This window comes from Pseudomonas eucalypticola, from assembly GCF_013374995.1.
Taxonomy (GTDB): Bacteria; Pseudomonadota; Gammaproteobacteria; order Pseudomonadales; family Pseudomonadaceae; genus Aquipseudomonas; species Aquipseudomonas eucalypticola.
Genome location: NZ_CP056030.1, coordinates 2,246,821 through 2,262,460, shown reverse-complemented (window position 1 = coordinate 2,262,460; position 15,640 = coordinate 2,246,821). Strand labels below are relative to the sequence as shown.

Here is a 15,640-nt window from a genome sequence, read left to right as displayed (position 1 = left end):
CCATGCCCGATCCCATCGCGACCCTGCCCGACGGCACCCTAACCTTCCTGCCCGAACGGCTCAATCGTGACCCTGCCGTGCTGCGCGGCCTGACCAACGATGAGATGTGGGTCGCCCTCGCCATTGGCGCCAGCATTGGCCTCATTATCGGTGCGCCCCTGGCGCTGGCCACCAGCTCCATCGCCATGCTGCCCACCTGCATGATCGCCAGCATGGCACTGGTACTGTTTGCCGGCGGCAAGTTGCTGCGCCGCGCCAAACGCGCCCGGCCCGAGACCTGGTTGTACCGCAGGTTGCAATGGGATCTGGCCCTGCACTGGGGCGTCGGCGCCCAGCACCTGATCCTGCACTCAGGCCCCTGGACGGTCAGGCGCACCCGTCGTCATCGGGAGGGCAACCCATGAGCCGCTTCCGCAACAAGGTCGATGCGCAACAGGCGCATATTTTCAGCCTGCGCCTGGCCGTCGGGACACTGGCGCTGCTCTGTGCGGGGCTCTGGTATGGCTGGCAGACCTCCCCTAGCCAGCTGACCATTCATGTACCGCCAGACCTGCGCTCGGGGAGCACGCGCAAATGGTGGGATGTGCCGCCGGAAAACATCTATTCCTTCGCCCTGTACATCTTTGGCCAGCTCAATCGCTGGCCTACGGATGGCGAGGCCGATTACCCCCGGGCGATCTATGCCCTCCAGCCGTACCTCACGCCGGCCTGCAAGACCTTCCTCGACGGTGACTTCGAGTACCGCAAGGGCGCTGGGGAGCTGCGCGGTCGCGTACGGGGCGTCTATGAAGTACTCGGCCGCGGGTACAGCGATGACCCCGGCCTGCGGGTGAAGCAGCTGGATACGCACAGCTGGCTGGTGCAGCTCGATCTCAACGCCGATGAGTACTACGCCGCCGAACCGGTCAAGCGCGTGGTCGTGCGTTACCCGCTGCGCGTGGTGCGCTTCGATGTCGACCCCGAGCACAACAAGTGGGGCCTGGCCCTGGACTGCTACGAAGGCACGCCGCAGAAGCTGTCGCTACCGGGAGATGCGTCATGAACAGACACTTATTGATCCTGGCCTTCGTAGGGTCAGCTACTTGGTGCGCAACCGCGAACGCCGTTGAGATCAAGCATTGGGATCGTCTGCCCCTGGCCGTGCCACTGGTGGTTGGCCAGGAACGCATCCTGATGCTCGACGAGGACGTTCGTGTCGGCGTGCCCAATTCAATCAGCGCAAAGCTGCGCGTGCAATCGGTGGACAGCACCCTGTATTTGCTGGCGTCCGACACAATTCCACCCACACGCCTGCAACTGCAGTCGGTGAAGTCCGGCGATATGGTGCTGATCGACGTTGAAGCGGTGGCCGGCACTGCCGCGCTGGAACCGATCAAGATTGTTGCGGACGCCAAGACGCCTGAAGCGGAGGATGCCCAAGTCGCTGCGCCTGCGGTACCGGCTACGCCAATCCCGGTGGTGCTCACCCGCTATGCCGCGCAAAACCTCTATGCGCCATTGCGTACAGTCGCGCCGCTGCCTGGTGTCCGCCGCGTGCCGGTTGGTAAGTCCGCTGCACTCAGTACCCTGCTGCCCACCGAACACGTTACCGTCAAAGCCCTCGCCGCCTGGCGTCTGGGCGACTATTGGGTCACCGCAGTAAAGCTGGTCAACCAGGGGCCAGGCGAGGTATTGCTAGACCCGCGTCATCTGCAGGCGACCCTGTTTACGGCCACCTTCCAGCACAACTCGCTGGGACGCTCCGGAACGCCTGAAGACACTACGGTGGCCTACCTGGTCACACGGGGCGGCGACCTGAGACAGGCACTGCTGCTGCCCCCACCCAAGCCGGAGGGTGCCGACCATGAAAGCTAACGTGCTGCTGAAGTGGCTGGTGCCCGGCCTGCTGGTTGCCGTGGTGCTGATCATCTTCAGGTCCTGGGTTACACCGCAAGGTGAAAAGCACCCTCAACCTCAGGACAACGCCACCCTCACTGCCGAGCAGGCCAAGTCTCTGGGCATTGCCGGCGATACCCCGCGCGACACCGTGGCCACCCTGGTCGGCCAGGTCAAAGCCATGCGCAGCGACATGCTGACGTTGAAGAAAAGCAATGACTCGCTGCAGACCGAGAACAATCGGCTGCGTACTCGCGAGGGCAGCATCGACAGCCGCATTCAGAGCACCCTGGGCAGCATCACCCAGCAAGTGAACGAACAGCGCCAGCAAGCCAATGATACTCGGCAGAACGCCGAACAACAGCACCGGGAAACCCAAGGGCTGCTGTCGAAGCTCAAAGATCAGATTGCCGGGATGTCAGGACCCAAGTCCGACTTACCCGTGGGTTTCGGCCTGGAGCCCGGTGACGAGCTGGCCATCAAGGGTGTGCAGCCAACGGCGGATGCGCTGCAATGGATTGAGCCAGCGTCCTCACGCGCAGCGAACGACGGCTCCGCGAAAGCTGACAGCCCGCTGTCCAAGTTGTCCTCGAAGTTCAATGGCCTGGAGGGGCTGCAGGACAACGCCATCGACCGTGGTCAGAAACAGCTGCGTGCCGTGGCCAAGGGCGAGCGGGATCTTGCGGCTCAGCATGATCGCAGCGAAGGCGCCAAACCCGTCTACACCATCCCGGAGAACGCCACATTGATGGGCTCCGTGGCCATGACCGCGCTGATCGGCCGGGTCCCCGTGGACGGCACGGTCAATGACCCCTACCCCTTCAAGGTCCTGGTCGGAGCGGATAACCTCACGGCGAACGGCATTGACCTGCCCGAGGTGGTGGGTGCGGTCATGAGCGGTACCGCCTCCGGCGACTGGACACTGTCCTGCGTGCGGGGCCAGGTCGAGTCGATCACCTTCGTCTTCGCCGACGGCACCGTGCGCACCGTGCCGCAGCCACAGGCCGTCGTCAGCCGCAACAGCGCCACCAGCCAGTCCTCGAATACCGAGAAGATCCGCGGCGGCCTGGGCTACATTTCCGACCCCTATGGTATTCCGTGCATTTCCGGCGAGCGTCGCTCCAACGCCCAGCAGTACCTGGGCAGCCAGAGCCTGATCACCGCCGCAGGCGCCGGCTTCGCGGCAGCCTTGGGCAGCGAGCAAAACAGCGCCTCCTTCATCAGTTCAAGCAGCAGCTCGCTGGGCGTCAGCCAGAGCAGCGGCAACAGCGCGCTGAACGCGGTCATCAGCGGTGGCATCAGCGATATCCGTGACTGGGTCAACAAGCTTTATGGCGAAGCCTTCGCTGCCATCTACGTGCCCCCCTCCGCCAAGGTCGCGCTGCACCTGGACCACGAAATCACCATCGACTACGAGCCCAAAGGCCGGAGAGTCCACCATGAAAGCCCTTCCGTCTCCACGCTGGACCTGGATTAGTCTGCTCTGCCTAGCGCTGCTGGGCTGCAGCACCGACAAGGATAAGCTGCTGCCCCATGGCGACCAGACGATGCTCGACGTCTGGAACGGCCCCGGCTCCGTGGGCACCCAGGCACAACTGCAGGAGGCCCGCAGCGAACTGCGCCGGCCGGTCCTCGAACCCGAGCGGCTGATCAGTGACCAGGCTTCCTACACACGCACCGCAGCCAACGAAATCCGCGCGCAGTTTCCTCGGCTGCCCAACCCTGATCTGGTGATGTACGTCTACCCGCATCTGAGCGGCACCCAGCAGGCGCCCGTGCCGGGCTATTCGACCGTGTTTCCGCTGTACGAGAAGGTCCAGTACGCGCTTCCGGGCGAACGCCTGGATGATCTCTGATGACCGAAGAGCGCGATCAGGGGCAACGACGCTGGAAACCATGGCGCTCCGCCCAGCGCCGACGTGCAACGCAAGCCGATGAAGCCGCGCAGTACGCACACAACCCGAGCTTCACCGACCACCTGCCGTGGGTGGAGTACCTGGAGGCGGAGCGCTGCTTCCTGCTCGACGACAACCGCTCGGTCGGTGCTGCATTCGAGCTGCAGCCGATCGGCACGGAAGGCCGCGAGCCCGAATGGCTGCTGGCCGCACGTGATGCGCTGGAGGATGCCCTGCAGGACAGCTTCGACGAGCTCGACCAGGCGCCATGGGTGGTACAGTTTTACTGCCAGGACGACAGCGATTTCTCACCTTACCTGGAACGCTTGGAGCGCTATATCGCACCTCGGGCCCAGGGCACACCATTCACCGACGCGTTTTTCGGCTTGATGCGCCGGCATCTGGCCGCCGTGGCCAAACCCGGTGGTTTGTTTGAAGACCACGTGGTGTCGCACTTGCCATGGCGCGGCAGCAATAGGCGGATTCGAATGGTGATCTATCGGTGGCTGGACGTCCCGGCCGACAACCATGAACAAGCGCCCACGCAATTGCTAGCCAGGGCCTGCGACCGCATCACTGCCTCCCTCCAAGCCTGCGGCGTCAGCCCTCGGCGGTTGAATGGCCGCGACTTCTACGCCTGGCTGCTGCCCTGGTTCAATCCGGCTCCGACCCTGACCGGCGAATCACCCGCCGAGTTTTACCGACGCATGCCCTATCCCGAAGACGGCGAGATAGACTCACTGCAATTGCCCTTTGACCACGATTTTGCCGAGCGCCTGTTCTATCAGGAGCCGCGCTCCGACGTTGAGCAGGGACTGTGGTACTTCGACCAGCAGCCCCACCGGGTGATGGTGGTCGACAAGCTGCGCAAGCCACCCCACATCGGCCAACTCACCGGAGAGACGCGCAAGGGCGAGGCGCTCAACGCGCTGTTCGACCAGATGCCGGAAGCCACGGTCATGAGCCTGACGCTGGTGGTGACGCCGCAGGACGTACTCGAGGAGCAGCTCAATCGGCTCGCCCGCAAGGCCATTGGCGAAAACCTGGCCTCCACCCAGACCCGTCAGGATGTCGAGGAGGCGCGCTCGCTGATCGGCCGCCAGCACAAGCTGTACCGAGGCACCTTGGCGTTCTACCTGTGCGGCAAGGACGAGCAAGAGCTGCGCCAGCGCTCCATCCAGGCCGCCAACGTCCTGCTCGGTGCTGGCCTGCAGCCAGTGCGCGACGGCGATGAAGTTGCCGCGTGCAACAGCTACCTGCGCTGGCTGCCCATGGTGTACAACGCCAACCGCGACAAACGAAACTGGTACACCCGGCTACTGTTCGTGCAACACGTAGCCAACCTGCTGCCGTTGTGGGGGCGCAATGTTGGCACCGGTAATCCAGGCATCACGTTCTTCAATCGCGGCGGTGCTCCGCTGTCCTTCGACCCGCTGTCGCGGTTCGATCGGTCCATGAACGGTCACCTGCTGCTGTTCGGCCCTACCGGCGCGGGTAAGTCGGCTACCCTGGTCTCGATCCTGATGCAGGTGATGGCCGTCTACCGGCCCCGCCTGTTCATCGTCGAGGCCGGCAACTCGTTTGGCCTGCAAGGTGACTATTTCGCTACCTTGGGGCTATCGGTCAACAAGGTCCAACTCAAGCCGGGCAGCGGCTTGAGCCTGGCACCGTTCGCCGACGCCCGGCGGCTGGTTGAGCGCCCCGACCAAGTCGCCAGCCTGGCCACCGATGATCTTGACGACGGCCACGCGGACAACGATGAACAACGCGACGTCCTAGGTGAATTGGAGATCACCGCGCGCCTGATGATCACCGGAGGCGAATCCAAGGAGGAAGCGCGCCTGACCCGCGCGGACCGCAGCCTGATCCGGGAATGCATCCTCGATGCCGCCAAAGCCTGCGCGAATGCCCGGCAGCAGGTCATGACCCATGACGTGCGGGATGCGTTGCTACGGGTGGCCTGCGATGCCCATCTGCCCGGCAAGCGCCGCGAACGCGCCCAGGAGATGGGCGAGTCCATCGATCTGTTCTGCCAGGGCTTCGAGGGCACGCTGTTTGACCGGGCCGGCACGCCTTGGCCCGAGAGTGACGTCACCATCGTGGATCTTGCGACCTACGCCCGCGAGGGATACGAGGCGCAGATGTCGATCAGCTACATCAGCCTGATGAACACCGTGAACAACCTGGCCGAACGCGATCAATATCTGGGCCGGCCATTGATCATGGTGACTGACGAGGGCCACATCATCACCAAGAATCCCTTGTTGGCGCCGTTCGTGGTCAAGGGCACGAAGATGTGGCGCAAGCTGGGTGCCTGGTTCTGGCTGGCCACGCAGAACCTGGCCGACTTCCCCTGCGCCGCGCAGACCATGCTCAACATGATCGAATGGTGGATCTGCCTGAACATGCCGCCGGCGGAAATCGAGGAGATCGCCCGCTTCAAGAAGCTGACGCCGGCGCAGAAGGCGTTGCTGCTATCAGCGAGCAAGGCATCGGGTAAATATACAGAGGGCGTGGTGCTGGCCAAGAACTTGGAAACATTATTTCGTGTAGTACCGCCAAGCCTCTACCTTGCCTTGGCCATGACGGAGCCGGAGGAGAAAGCGCAACGCTGGCAACTCATGCACGCCCACAATTTGTCGGAGTTGAAATGTAGTGGTCTAATGAAACCGGACACCCATTTAGGCGAGAATGCTCGTCATAGAGAGGTGTCTGATGACCAAGCAACGTCGTACCTTTACCCCTGAGTTCAAACGCGAGGCTGCGTGCCTGGTGCTCGACCAAGGCTACAGCCATATCGAAGCCGCCCGTTCGCTCGGATTGGTCGAATCGGCGCTTCGTCGATGGGTGAGCCAGCTTCAGCAAGAACGTGGCGGTGTTACTCCCAGCAGCAAGGCTCTGACGCCAGAGCAGCAAAAAATCCAGGAACTCGAAGCCCGTATCAATCGGCTAGAACGGGAAAAATCGATCTTAAAAAAGGCCACCGCGCTCTTGATGGCCGAGGAACACGAGCGTTCGCGTTAATCGATCAACTGCGGGCTCAAGAGCCTGTTGATCTGTTGTGCTCGGTATTTGATGTCACCCGATCTTGCTACTACGCGTACTGCCGGAAACGTCGGTATCCGGATCCCGAACGAGTAGTCTTGCGTAGCCGCGTGAACGAGTTGTTTACGCAAAGCCGAAGCGCTGCGGGCAGCCGGAGCATCATGCTGATGATGAAAGAGGACGGTATGCAGATCGGGCGATTCAAAGTACGTAGGTTGATGCATGAGCTGAACTTGATCAGCAAACAGCCGGGCTCCCATGCCTACAAAAAGGCTACCGTGGAGCGGCCTGATATCCCGAACGTGCTTGATCGCGGGTTCAGCGTGGCATCCCCGAACAAGGTCTGGTGCGGTGACATTACGTACGTCTGGGCTGAAGGCCAATGGCACTATCTGGCGGCTGTCATCGACCTTTGTGCACGGCGTGTTGTAGGTTGGGCGTTCTCAGCCAAGCCTGATGCCGACCTGGTGATCAAGGCATTGGATATGGCCTATGAGCAGCGTGGCCGGCCTCAGAATGTGCTGTTTCACAGCGACCAGGGCAGCCAATACGGGAGCCGGAGTTTCCGCCAGAGACTATGGAGATACCGCTTCACGCAGAGCATGAGTCGGCGCGGCAACTGCCACGACAACGCGCCGATGGAGCGGCTATTTCGCAGCCTGAAGACTGAATGGATACCGCCGGTGGGCTACATGAGCGCTGTGCTGGCACAGCAAGATATCAGTCGGTTTTTGATGGAGCGGTACAACTGGCGGCGACCGCATCAATTCAACGAAGGGCTACCGCCTGCGGTCGCAGAGGAAAAACTCAATTCAGTGTCCGGGATCAGTTGACCACTACAAAAGCCGCTGAACAGATTGCAGCGAGTCTTGATAATTCACGCAGCTTACTCAGCCGCTAAAAACCCATTATCGCTTGTCGATCGAGACTGGGGCGAGCAGCATATTCCAACATCTAGAACGCTAGACAGCACCGATCACTGCCTGCTGCTTTCAAAATTCAATGCCGTTGACATATGAGGTATCGGCCCCAGCTCCAAAGGGCTTCACTACTCACTCATCGCCACATCCACCGCACACAAGCGTGAAGGCCGATGCTAAAGCCTGCCCCCTCTTAAGGGGCAGGGTTACCATTTCAACTCATTGCCCTGCGGTGATCCTAAACACTGCGCTGGGCGTCGTTTTGGCTTCGGGGTGAAACCAGGGACTATCACCAATAAAACTCGCACTCACATACAGCGCCCCGTCAGCACCTTGAGCGAAGCTATCGGGCCAACGCATACGTTTGTCTTTAACAAGCAGCTTCAGGGGGGCACCTACGTGGTCCGCGACCTCCACAGAGTCCTCACTTGGGTTGGAGACAAAGAACCTGCCAGCCCTATCGATCCACAAACCGTCGGCGGGATGAGTCTTTGCTACAGGTGTAGCCTTGGCCTTCAATGCACGAGCAGGATCGTCCAAGTCGGCCGTGGGGACGCTGTAAACCGTATCACCAGTCAACGCCTGCCAATAGAACGTGCTTCCGTCAGGTGAAATTTCTATCCCATCAACGTTCAGCTGCAAACCTTTACCATCTGGGCCAAGCAGTTTCTTGCCATCACCCATCAGATACAGATCTGGACTTGTCTGGGTGGAGGGATCGCCGTCCAATGCCCGCCAAGCCTTGCCAGTGCGCAAATCCATCACCACGATTGCACCAGCATGACCTGGGTTAGCAACATCACTTAGGTAGGCGAAATGGTCGTCTGGACTAAAGCGGACATCATTGAGGGATGCCCCCTCAGGGACAGCTTTATCGTCAAAATAAAAGACCTTGACGACCTTATTTCGGGCCAGATCAATCTTCACAAGTTTCACAGCACCTTTGATGGGGCCCGATCGCTTGGGCGTGGCTGGGTCCAGGACCCACAAATTATCCTGATGATCAGTGACAATCGCTTGGGCGGTAACGAATTGCTCGGCCGGTTTATTGCGGTCCCCGTTCGAACTACGGTAAGCATTCCACGCCAAGTCAGGATATGGACGAATCTTCCCGTCGATGACTTCACCAAGGCTAATGGGATTATCCAGACTCAAGCGTGGCAGGCTAACAAAAAGCCTTCCCGTTCTGGATATTGCAACACCGGTGCTTTGCTGATCCGGGAAAAACGCTACCTGCTCGATTTTCACAGGTCCGTTGCCGAACGCTGGAGCACTCTTGCCATTGTTGGTCTGGTCCGCTTGGCCGGTCATGCTCACCGAAAGCGCAGCTACCAAGGCGGCAATCCTATACATGGAATGCATAGCTTTACCCTTTTTGTTGTTTATTAAGTTGAAACCCTGCCTTACGGCAGGGTCCAGGCGATGACACTGTCACCGATCGTGGTGCCCAGGCGGGCATGGCCGCCAACAACAGCGACGACATACTGCTTGCCGTTCTGCACGTAGCTCAGAGGTGCCCCTTGTGCACCAGCAGGCAAGCGTTCTTCCCAGAGCAACTTTCCAGTTTCGGTATCGAATGCACGCATGTAGTTATCCAGTGCTGCGCCTAGGATAGTCACGCCGCCGGCCGTGGTCAGCGGACCGCTATCAGTGGGCGTGCCCATCTGCAGCTTCACTCGAGACGGAATGCCGAAAGGACCAGTGTCGTAGCCCGAGCCCAATGGCCGGCGCCAGATCACATCCTTGGTACGCAGATCAACCCCGCTCAGGAACCCCCATGGCGGTGCCACACATGGGTCTTTAAGCACAGACAGCCAAGGTGATTTCTGGGCGCCTATCGGAAGACCGACCTGAGGCATCAGACCTTTGTCCGGGCCACCTTCATTGAGCGAACGCGAACCTAGCTTTTCGATCTCATCGCGAGGCACTAGGCGTTCGATGTACGGAATCCGGTTGCTGTTGAAGACCATGATGCCTTTCTGCAGGTCAACCGATACCCCTCCCCAATTCAAGCCACCGTGATTGCCTGGATACGCCAAAGTGCCGCCAATCATCGGTGGTGTGAACATGCCGTCGTAACGTACGCTGCGGTACTGGATACGACACTCCAGTTGATCAAACGGGCTGATACCCCAAGCATCGCTTTCTTTCAATCGCTCAGGCGTCTTGCTGGGGGCGCCCACAGTGTTTGGCATGCCAACAGAATAAGGCTGGGTAGCAGCAGTCCAGTTACCTCCGTCGGCGCCTTGGGGGGCAGGTTTCTGCTCCACTGGCATTAGCGGTACGCCGGTTTCTCTGTCCAAGACGAAGATCTGTCCGGACTTGGTGGCCTGGATCACTGCCGGTCGAACTCCCTTATCCGTCGGCCAATCGACCAGGTTCGGTTGTGGGCCGATATCGAAATCCCAAAGATCATGGTTAACAGTCCGGAAGTGCCATTTGACCTCCCCAGTAGAGGCATCGACGGCAACTAGCGAATCGGTGAATTCCTCCTCTGCTGCAGTACGGGTGGTGCCCCAGAAGTCACCGGCGGCGTTACCGGTGGGCAAGTAAACCAACCCCAGTCTGTCGTCTGCCGACAGAGGCGCCCAGACATTTGGGGTACCTGGCGTGTACTGACCATCAGGGCCTGGTTCTGAAGTCTCGCCAGGACGGCCGAGGTCCCATGCCCAGGCAAACTTTCCGGTCACCGCATTGTAGGCGCGTACTACACCTGAAGGAGCATATCGATCCTGCCCATCGCGAACCATATGCCCGATGATCACGTTACCGCGAATGACAATTGGGGCTGAGGTATTCCCCCAATAACCAGGGGTAAACTTGCCGATGTGCTTTTGAAGATCGACGTAGCCGCCATCACCAAAGCTCTGGCACAGCTGGCCAGTTCGTGCATCAACTGCAGCAAGACGGCCGCCGTCCACGCCCCACATGATACGGGTAGGGCAATCTGCAGTACCTTGAGGAGCCTCGTAGTAAGCGACTCCCCGGCAGTAGGCACCGGCGGTTTGAAGCGCCGTTGGATTGGCCTTGGGGTCAAAGCGCCATTTTTCCTTGCCGCTCGCAGCGTCAAGAGCGATGACTTTCTGCGTTGGAGTACATACGTAGACACTATCGCCCACCTTCAACGGCGTATTTTCGTTGAGGTATTGGGTCTTCGAGCCTGGAGGTGGGAGATCTCCGGTGTGGAACTCCCAAGCACGTTTAAGAGTTGAAACGTTTTGCGGAGTAATCTGCCTCGCTGGGGTGTAATGGTTGGAGAGGTTTGAACCAGCAAATCCGGTCCAATTGGTTTCATCATGAGTAGCTGCGACATTACCATCTGGAGAAGTCATGACGCTGGTGCTGTACGACTCACTGGGACGACTCAAGGCAAGAGACGGATCAGCTAACTCGACGTTGGAGGGAAAAAACAACGGAATCAAAATCGACAGCAACCCGGCCACTGCCGGAACCGCAGTGGCGAGCACGTAGGGGGTGCCACGAAAGCCAACAAATTGCCGTTGCGCGGCACGGTAAGCAACCAGCATCAACAGGCACAGCACCACCAGCCAATCCAAGCGCGGTATCATCGCCCAACCGTTGTAACCTACTTCCCACCATGACCAGATCAGGGTCCCCAGCGTCAAGGCGCTCAACAATATCACCGCAGACAGTTTCCGACGGATCAATTGCACGCCAGCAACCAAGGCTACCAAACCAGCGAAAAGGTAATAGAGCGAGCCTCCCAGGCGAGCTAGCAGCACACCGCCGTAGAGAATGCCAAGACCCACCATCACCACAAATGCGCCAAAGATGAGGAATAGTGTTCGGCCAGATGACGCAGGCCATGAGGCAGAGGGTCCGCCTGATGAGGAGTTTCGAGTTGTTGTTTGCACGGCAGTTATTACCCGGTCAAGACCAGAAAAACCAAGAGATGCGCCCGGCGCACGCCTTGAGGAGAATTGAACCGATCGCCTCAGCGAGTCGGCGCAGCAATATTCCGGCAAGCCCGGTAGACCACCTATTTAAAAAAAGTTAACTATTTAAAGGGCTGGAGATACCCCTACTCTGACGGCCCTGCAGCCCGGAGTGGGCCGTAGCCTTGTCAATTTTGACCCGGAGCGTGCAATGAATAAGATGTATTGTCAGACTGCCCTGCTAACCGCAAGCCTGTTGATCGCCATACCTAGCTTCGCCGCCGAGCCGTCGCTGTCTGCACAAGCCATGCAAAAGAACAAAACGGTAGTGATGGAAACCGAATACCCAGCTGGCCATGTGACCCGCATCGTGAAAACGGTCGTGCCAGCAGATGCCCAAGCACCGCTTCACGAACACCCTGGCATCGAGTCGGGTTATATCCTCAGCGGTGGTGGCACGCTGTACGTTCAAGGCCAGCCTGACCGTGAACTTAAGCCCGGGGAAGCTGCGCTGGTGCCTCCATACACTCCGCATTGGTTCAAAAACGGGCATCAGGAAACAGTGATCCTCTCCACGTACGTATTGGAAAGCGGAAAGGACCCGATGACTCTTCTGAAGCCCTAATTTGAGTCAGCAGCACGACATGCACCGCGCAACGTCACTCTCAACCCAGGAGCGGCTTCGTCCAAAGTTAATTGGTAGCCATGTAGACGCGCAACGGCGCTGACCATCGCCAGACCTAAGCCTGCTCCCGGTATGTGCTGATCACGAGCGCTGCGTCCAAAGCGGTGGAGGACCCTTTCGCGGTCTTCTTCCGCGATTCCAGGCCCGTTATCCTCAACTAACATGACTACTTCATCACTTGGTCGTTGCAGGCGGAACCAAACGGTACCGCCCTCTCCCGTAAATTTCAGAGCGTTTTCCAGCAGATTGATCAACGCTTCAGCCACCAGCGCCCGGTCGGCATGCACCAGACTTCCGAGCTCAATACTGGTTCGAAGCGTTATGCCTGTCTCCTCCGCTACAGCGCCATAAGACTCGGCCAACTCCTCAAATAAAGCTTCGAGCGCGAAATCAGCCATACCAGCCAAACGCTGCTGCTTGTCAATTTCGGCAATGCGCTGCAAGGCCCGGAAGCGACTCAGCAAGCTGTCAGCAGCTGCCAGGGCCTGCTCCACCCGCACCTGCAACTGCACCGGAGTTTCTACCTGCCACTGCTCAAGGGTACGATGAAGTTGGGCACGCATGGCATGAAGTGGTGTGCGCAAGTCATGGGCAACATTGTCGCCTACACTTTTGACCTCATCCAGTAGGCGCGCGACCTCTCCAATCATTTGGTTAACCAAGCTTGAAAGTATGTCCAGCTCATCTCCGTTACCCGCAATCGGCAGCCGGCACTGCAGATCGCCCGTCGCAATCCTACTGCTGGTTTCCTGCACCTGACGCACGCGCCGCATAGGGCCAAGTCCCAAAAGTGCTCCTAACGCCAGCCCCATCAGCAAGATGACTAGGCTACTCCAGCCCAGAGTCTGTACCAAAATCAGACGTAAGCCCGTGAGTGTCTTGGCATCGTACCCGACCACTAGAATAGTGTTGTCAGCCAACCGCAGCGCCAGAGCACGAGCACCGTACTGGAACCCCACTTCCTTAAGCTCCCGCGGTTTGCCATCGATCGGCAAATCGGCAGGTAGGTGCTCGACATTACCAGCTCGTTTTTCTCCCCCTTCGCTGAACAAGCCGTAATAGCTTACATTTCGCAAATCCCCCAACTGCGCGTGCCGGATTTGCTCGGGAAGACTCGCTAGCGGGACAGATTTCAGCGCTCTTGCCTGGCCCTGGACAATTTCATCGCCTTGGCGTGCAAGGTAACTTGCCGCACCCCAAAAAATCACGGCATTGAGAGCCACGAGACCAACAATCCACGATATCGCAAAGTAGATAGATAACCGTACTGGCGTGGTCCGCCAGATACTAGGGCTCGGGTCATTGGGAGGCGAGGACAAAACCTGTTCCTCTAATAGTTGTAATTGCCGGGCGGCATCCTAATTGTTCGAGCTTTCGGCGTAAGCGGGCCAGATGCACATCAATTAGTTTGGTGCCGGGGTCGAAATGATAGCCCCATACCTGCTCGAAGATCAGCGCGCGGGTGACTATTTTACCGGCGTTCCGCATTAGAAACTCCAAAAGCTTGAACTCCATCTGCGGCAACGCCATTCGCTGGTCTGCGCAGCAGACTTCACGTATCAACAAATCCAGCATCAGATCATCCAAGTTGAGCTGAGTAGCCCGCTCATTGATATCCTCATGACGGCGCAGCAGTACCTCGATACGCGCAGCCATTTCTTCCGAGGCAAAGGGTTTCACCAGATAGTCGTCTCCGCCTGCACGCAACCCGTTCAGACGCTCGTCAACATTACTCAAGGCGCTGATCATCATGACAGGTGTGCGAATCCCGGCACGACGCAATGAGGTGATCACCTGAAGACCATCCATTCCGGGTAACATCCGATCCAAAGTAATAACATCGAAACCACCCACCAGACCACGAGCCAGCCCTTCGGCGCCGTCTGCTACGCACTCGACGGTAAAACCTGCTCGCGATAATTCCGAAGCGATTTCCTGCGAAACCACTGGATCATCTTCAATACAAAGTACTTTTCTCATCCAACCCACCCGGGTCTGTGATTAAAAATTATAGACATAGCCCAGAATGATACGATCTTCATCAGCCGAGTCAGAAAAATTGGAGTGACTCTTACCATTGCGCCAACGGACGCTGAGGTTTTTCAAGGGGCCGCTCTGAATGGTGTATGACAGATCAGAGGTGCGCTCCCACTCATCACCCCGTTCGCCGCTCGCCAGCTGCCTCCGGGCTTTGGTGGTACTGACATGGCTCAGTTCAACATTCGTGCCCGACACGTAGCGCACATTAAACGTTAGCCCAGGCAAGCCTAGCGCCGCGAAATCATAATCATACCGCGCATGCCACACCCGTTCCTGAGCCAAAGCGAAGGTACTGATCTGCTGCTCGCTAAACAGATAAGTATCAGTGCCGCCGACAAACGCGTAGGCGGTGCTACCATAGGCACGCTGAAAACCGCCACTGATGGTGTGACCCGCCCAGCTATAGCCGAAATTGGTGCTTAAGGTTTGATTGTCTACCTCACCCAGAAGCCGCCGTCCGATGTCTTGGGCAGTAAAGTATCGCCACTCTGTAAATACCTTGCCGTCGCCCAATGTCGTGTTGGCCTTAAAACCTGCATACCCACGGCGAAACATGTCTTCGAGCTCACTTTCATGAAGACTCAGGGTCACGTCCCGAAACGGCTGGAAATCGAAGCCCAGATAACTGAGTGATCCGCTAGTTGCCGTTGATGAATAGGCCCCTTGCTGGGGCATGGCGGTCAATCGATCGTCACCACTGGAATCACGCAGTTTGGTTCGATCCGCGTGCAGCAAGGTGAACGTGATATGTTCAAAGTCACGGCTGATCAACTGAACACCGTCGAATGTTTGCGGGAACAACCGGCTGTAATTTGCTGACAACAATGGCAATTGCGGGATGAGACTACCGGCCTTTATTTCGCTATTGCCAACTCGCACTTTGAGAGCCAGAGCGATGTCCCCATACTCTTCGGCAGCCCGCTTATCCGATCCCCGCGGTAGCAACCCGCTACCGGAGCGATCAGGACTGGAGTCTAGTCTTAGGCCAAGCATGGCAAAAGCATCCAATCCGATCCCCACTGTCCCTTCGGTATAGCCTGACAGAAGCTTTAAGCCAAATCCCTGGGCCCACTCATCACGGCGCGATTGGGCCGCCAACGGACCATGGTAATCGCGGTTGAAGTAAAAATTACGCAAATCGAGACTACCGCTACCATCCTCCATGAAGTCCGCACGCACCGATGACGCCCAGAAGCCACCTAGCGTCGCGCACGACAACGCGACACGACTCAACAGTTTCGTGACCATAGAATATCCAGAAATGAAGTCAGGCTGGAGGGGGAC

At 58.5% G+C, this 15,640-nt stretch carries 13 protein-coding genes; 8 read left to right on the top strand and 5 right to left on the bottom strand.

The window, feature by feature from the left end; translation table 11 throughout:
- Positions 1–2: 2 nt before the first annotated feature.
- The 7 genes from HWQ56_RS10445 to HWQ56_RS10415 all read left to right on the top strand — a co-directional run bounded on the left by HWQ56_RS10445 (position 3) and on the right by HWQ56_RS10415 (position 7,648).
- Positions 3–404, top strand: a complete 402-nt coding sequence (locus HWQ56_RS10445; protein WP_176570396.1) for a TIGR03750 family conjugal transfer protein — start codon at positions 3–5, stop codon at positions 402–404.
- Positions 401–1,042: a PFL_4703 family integrating conjugative element protein gene (locus tag HWQ56_RS10440; RefSeq protein WP_176570395.1), complete on the top strand. Its 642-nt coding sequence runs from the start codon at positions 401–403 to the stop codon at positions 1,040–1,042. The genes HWQ56_RS10445 and HWQ56_RS10440 overlap by 4 nt, the downstream gene beginning before the upstream one ends.
- Complete coding sequence (locus HWQ56_RS10435) at positions 1,039–1,854, top strand: TIGR03749 family integrating conjugative element protein (RefSeq protein WP_176570394.1); 816 nt, start codon at positions 1,039–1,041, stop codon at positions 1,852–1,854. Before HWQ56_RS10440 ends, HWQ56_RS10435 begins: the two co-directional genes overlap by 4 nt.
- Positions 1,844–3,352: a TIGR03752 family integrating conjugative element protein gene (locus HWQ56_RS10430; protein ID WP_176570393.1), complete on the top strand. Its 1,509-nt coding sequence runs from the start codon at positions 1,844–1,846 to the stop codon at positions 3,350–3,352. The genes HWQ56_RS10435 and HWQ56_RS10430 overlap by 11 nt, the downstream gene beginning before the upstream one ends.
- Complete coding sequence (locus HWQ56_RS10425; protein WP_176570392.1) at positions 3,315–3,731, top strand: TIGR03751 family conjugal transfer lipoprotein; 417 nt, start codon at positions 3,315–3,317, stop codon at positions 3,729–3,731. The genes HWQ56_RS10430 and HWQ56_RS10425 overlap by 38 nt, the downstream gene beginning before the upstream one ends.
- Complete coding sequence (locus tag HWQ56_RS10420) at positions 3,731–6,517, top strand: conjugative transfer ATPase (protein WP_176570391.1); 2,787 nt, start codon at positions 3,731–3,733, stop codon at positions 6,515–6,517. Before HWQ56_RS10425 ends, HWQ56_RS10420 begins: the two co-directional genes overlap by 1 nt.
- Positions 6,486–7,648, top strand: a protein-coding gene (locus HWQ56_RS10415) for an IS3 family transposase (protein WP_176569813.1) whose coding sequence is annotated in 2 segments (ribosomal slippage) — positions 6,486–6,738 and positions 6,738–7,648 — 1,164 coding nt in all. Because the reading frame shifts where the segments join, the coding sequence is not laid out codon by codon here. Before HWQ56_RS10420 ends, HWQ56_RS10415 begins: the two co-directional genes overlap by 32 nt.
- Before the next feature lie 306 nt (positions 7,649–7,954).
- On the opposite strand, the gene HWQ56_RS10410 is transcribed toward HWQ56_RS10415, so the two are convergent.
- Positions 7,955–9,097, bottom strand: coding sequence for an L-dopachrome tautomerase-related protein (locus HWQ56_RS10410; RefSeq protein WP_176570390.1), 1,143 nt, complete (start codon positions 9,095–9,097; stop codon positions 7,955–7,957).
- Between the two features lie 41 nt (positions 9,098–9,138).
- Positions 9,139–11,508, bottom strand: coding sequence for a membrane-bound PQQ-dependent dehydrogenase, glucose/quinate/shikimate family (locus HWQ56_RS10405; protein ID WP_176572376.1), 2,370 nt, complete (start codon positions 11,506–11,508; stop codon positions 9,139–9,141).
- A 334-nt stretch (positions 11,509–11,842) separates the two neighbouring features.
- On the opposite strand from HWQ56_RS10405, the gene HWQ56_RS10400 reads away from it, so the two are divergent.
- Complete coding sequence (locus HWQ56_RS10400; RefSeq protein ID WP_176570389.1) at positions 11,843–12,256, top strand: cupin domain-containing protein; 414 nt, start codon at positions 11,843–11,845, stop codon at positions 12,254–12,256.
- Here the strand turns inward: HWQ56_RS10400 and HWQ56_RS10395 are convergent.
- The 3 genes from HWQ56_RS10395 to HWQ56_RS10385 all read right to left on the bottom strand — a co-directional run bounded on the left by HWQ56_RS10395 (position 12,253) and on the right by HWQ56_RS10385 (position 15,604).
- Complete coding sequence (locus HWQ56_RS10395) at positions 12,253–13,539, bottom strand: sensor histidine kinase (protein ID WP_176570388.1); 1,287 nt, start codon at positions 13,537–13,539, stop codon at positions 12,253–12,255. The two genes, HWQ56_RS10400 and HWQ56_RS10395, sit on opposite strands and share 4 nt — an antisense overlap.
- A gap of 76 nt (positions 13,540–13,615) precedes the next feature.
- Positions 13,616–14,296, bottom strand: a complete 681-nt coding sequence (locus HWQ56_RS10390; RefSeq protein ID WP_176570387.1) for a response regulator transcription factor — start codon at positions 14,294–14,296, stop codon at positions 13,616–13,618.
- Between the two features lie 21 nt (positions 14,297–14,317).
- Positions 14,318–15,604: an OprD family porin gene (locus HWQ56_RS10385; RefSeq protein WP_176570386.1), complete on the bottom strand. Its 1,287-nt coding sequence runs from the start codon at positions 15,602–15,604 to the stop codon at positions 14,318–14,320.
- Positions 15,605–15,640: the final 36 nt, after the last annotated feature.

Excerpts from the sequence above, each read along its gene's own strand:
- HWQ56_RS10445 (WP_176570396.1), top strand. The coding sequence starts at position 3 with ATGCCCGATCCCATCGCGACCCTGCCCGACGGCACCCTAACCTTCCTG.
- HWQ56_RS10440 (WP_176570395.1), top strand. The coding sequence starts at position 401 with ATGAGCCGCTTCCGCAACAAGGTCGATGCGCAACAGGCGCATATTTTC.
- HWQ56_RS10435 (WP_176570394.1), top strand. The coding sequence starts at position 1,039 with ATGAACAGACACTTATTGATCCTGGCCTTCGTAGGGTCAGCTACTTGG.
- HWQ56_RS10430 (WP_176570393.1), top strand. The coding sequence starts at position 1,844 with ATGAAAGCTAACGTGCTGCTGAAGTGGCTGGTGCCCGGCCTGCTGGTT.
- HWQ56_RS10425 (WP_176570392.1), top strand. The coding sequence starts at position 3,315 with ATGAAAGCCCTTCCGTCTCCACGCTGGACCTGGATTAGTCTGCTCTGC.
- HWQ56_RS10420 (WP_176570391.1), top strand. The coding sequence starts at position 3,731 with ATGACCGAAGAGCGCGATCAGGGGCAACGACGCTGGAAACCATGGCGC.
- HWQ56_RS10410 (WP_176570390.1), bottom strand. The coding sequence starts at position 9,097 with ATGCATTCCATGTATAGGATTGCCGCCTTGGTAGCTGCGCTTTCGGTG.
- HWQ56_RS10405 (WP_176572376.1), bottom strand. The coding sequence starts at position 11,508 with ATGGTGGGTCTTGGCATTCTCTACGGCGGTGTGCTGCTAGCTCGCCTG.
- HWQ56_RS10400 (WP_176570389.1), top strand. The coding sequence starts at position 11,843 with ATGAATAAGATGTATTGTCAGACTGCCCTGCTAACCGCAAGCCTGTTG.
- HWQ56_RS10390 (WP_176570387.1), bottom strand. The coding sequence starts at position 14,296 with ATGAGAAAAGTACTTTGTATTGAAGATGATCCAGTGGTTTCGCAGGAA.
- HWQ56_RS10385 (WP_176570386.1), bottom strand. The coding sequence starts at position 15,604 with ATGGTCACGAAACTGTTGAGTCGTGTCGCGTTGTCGTGCGCGACGCTA.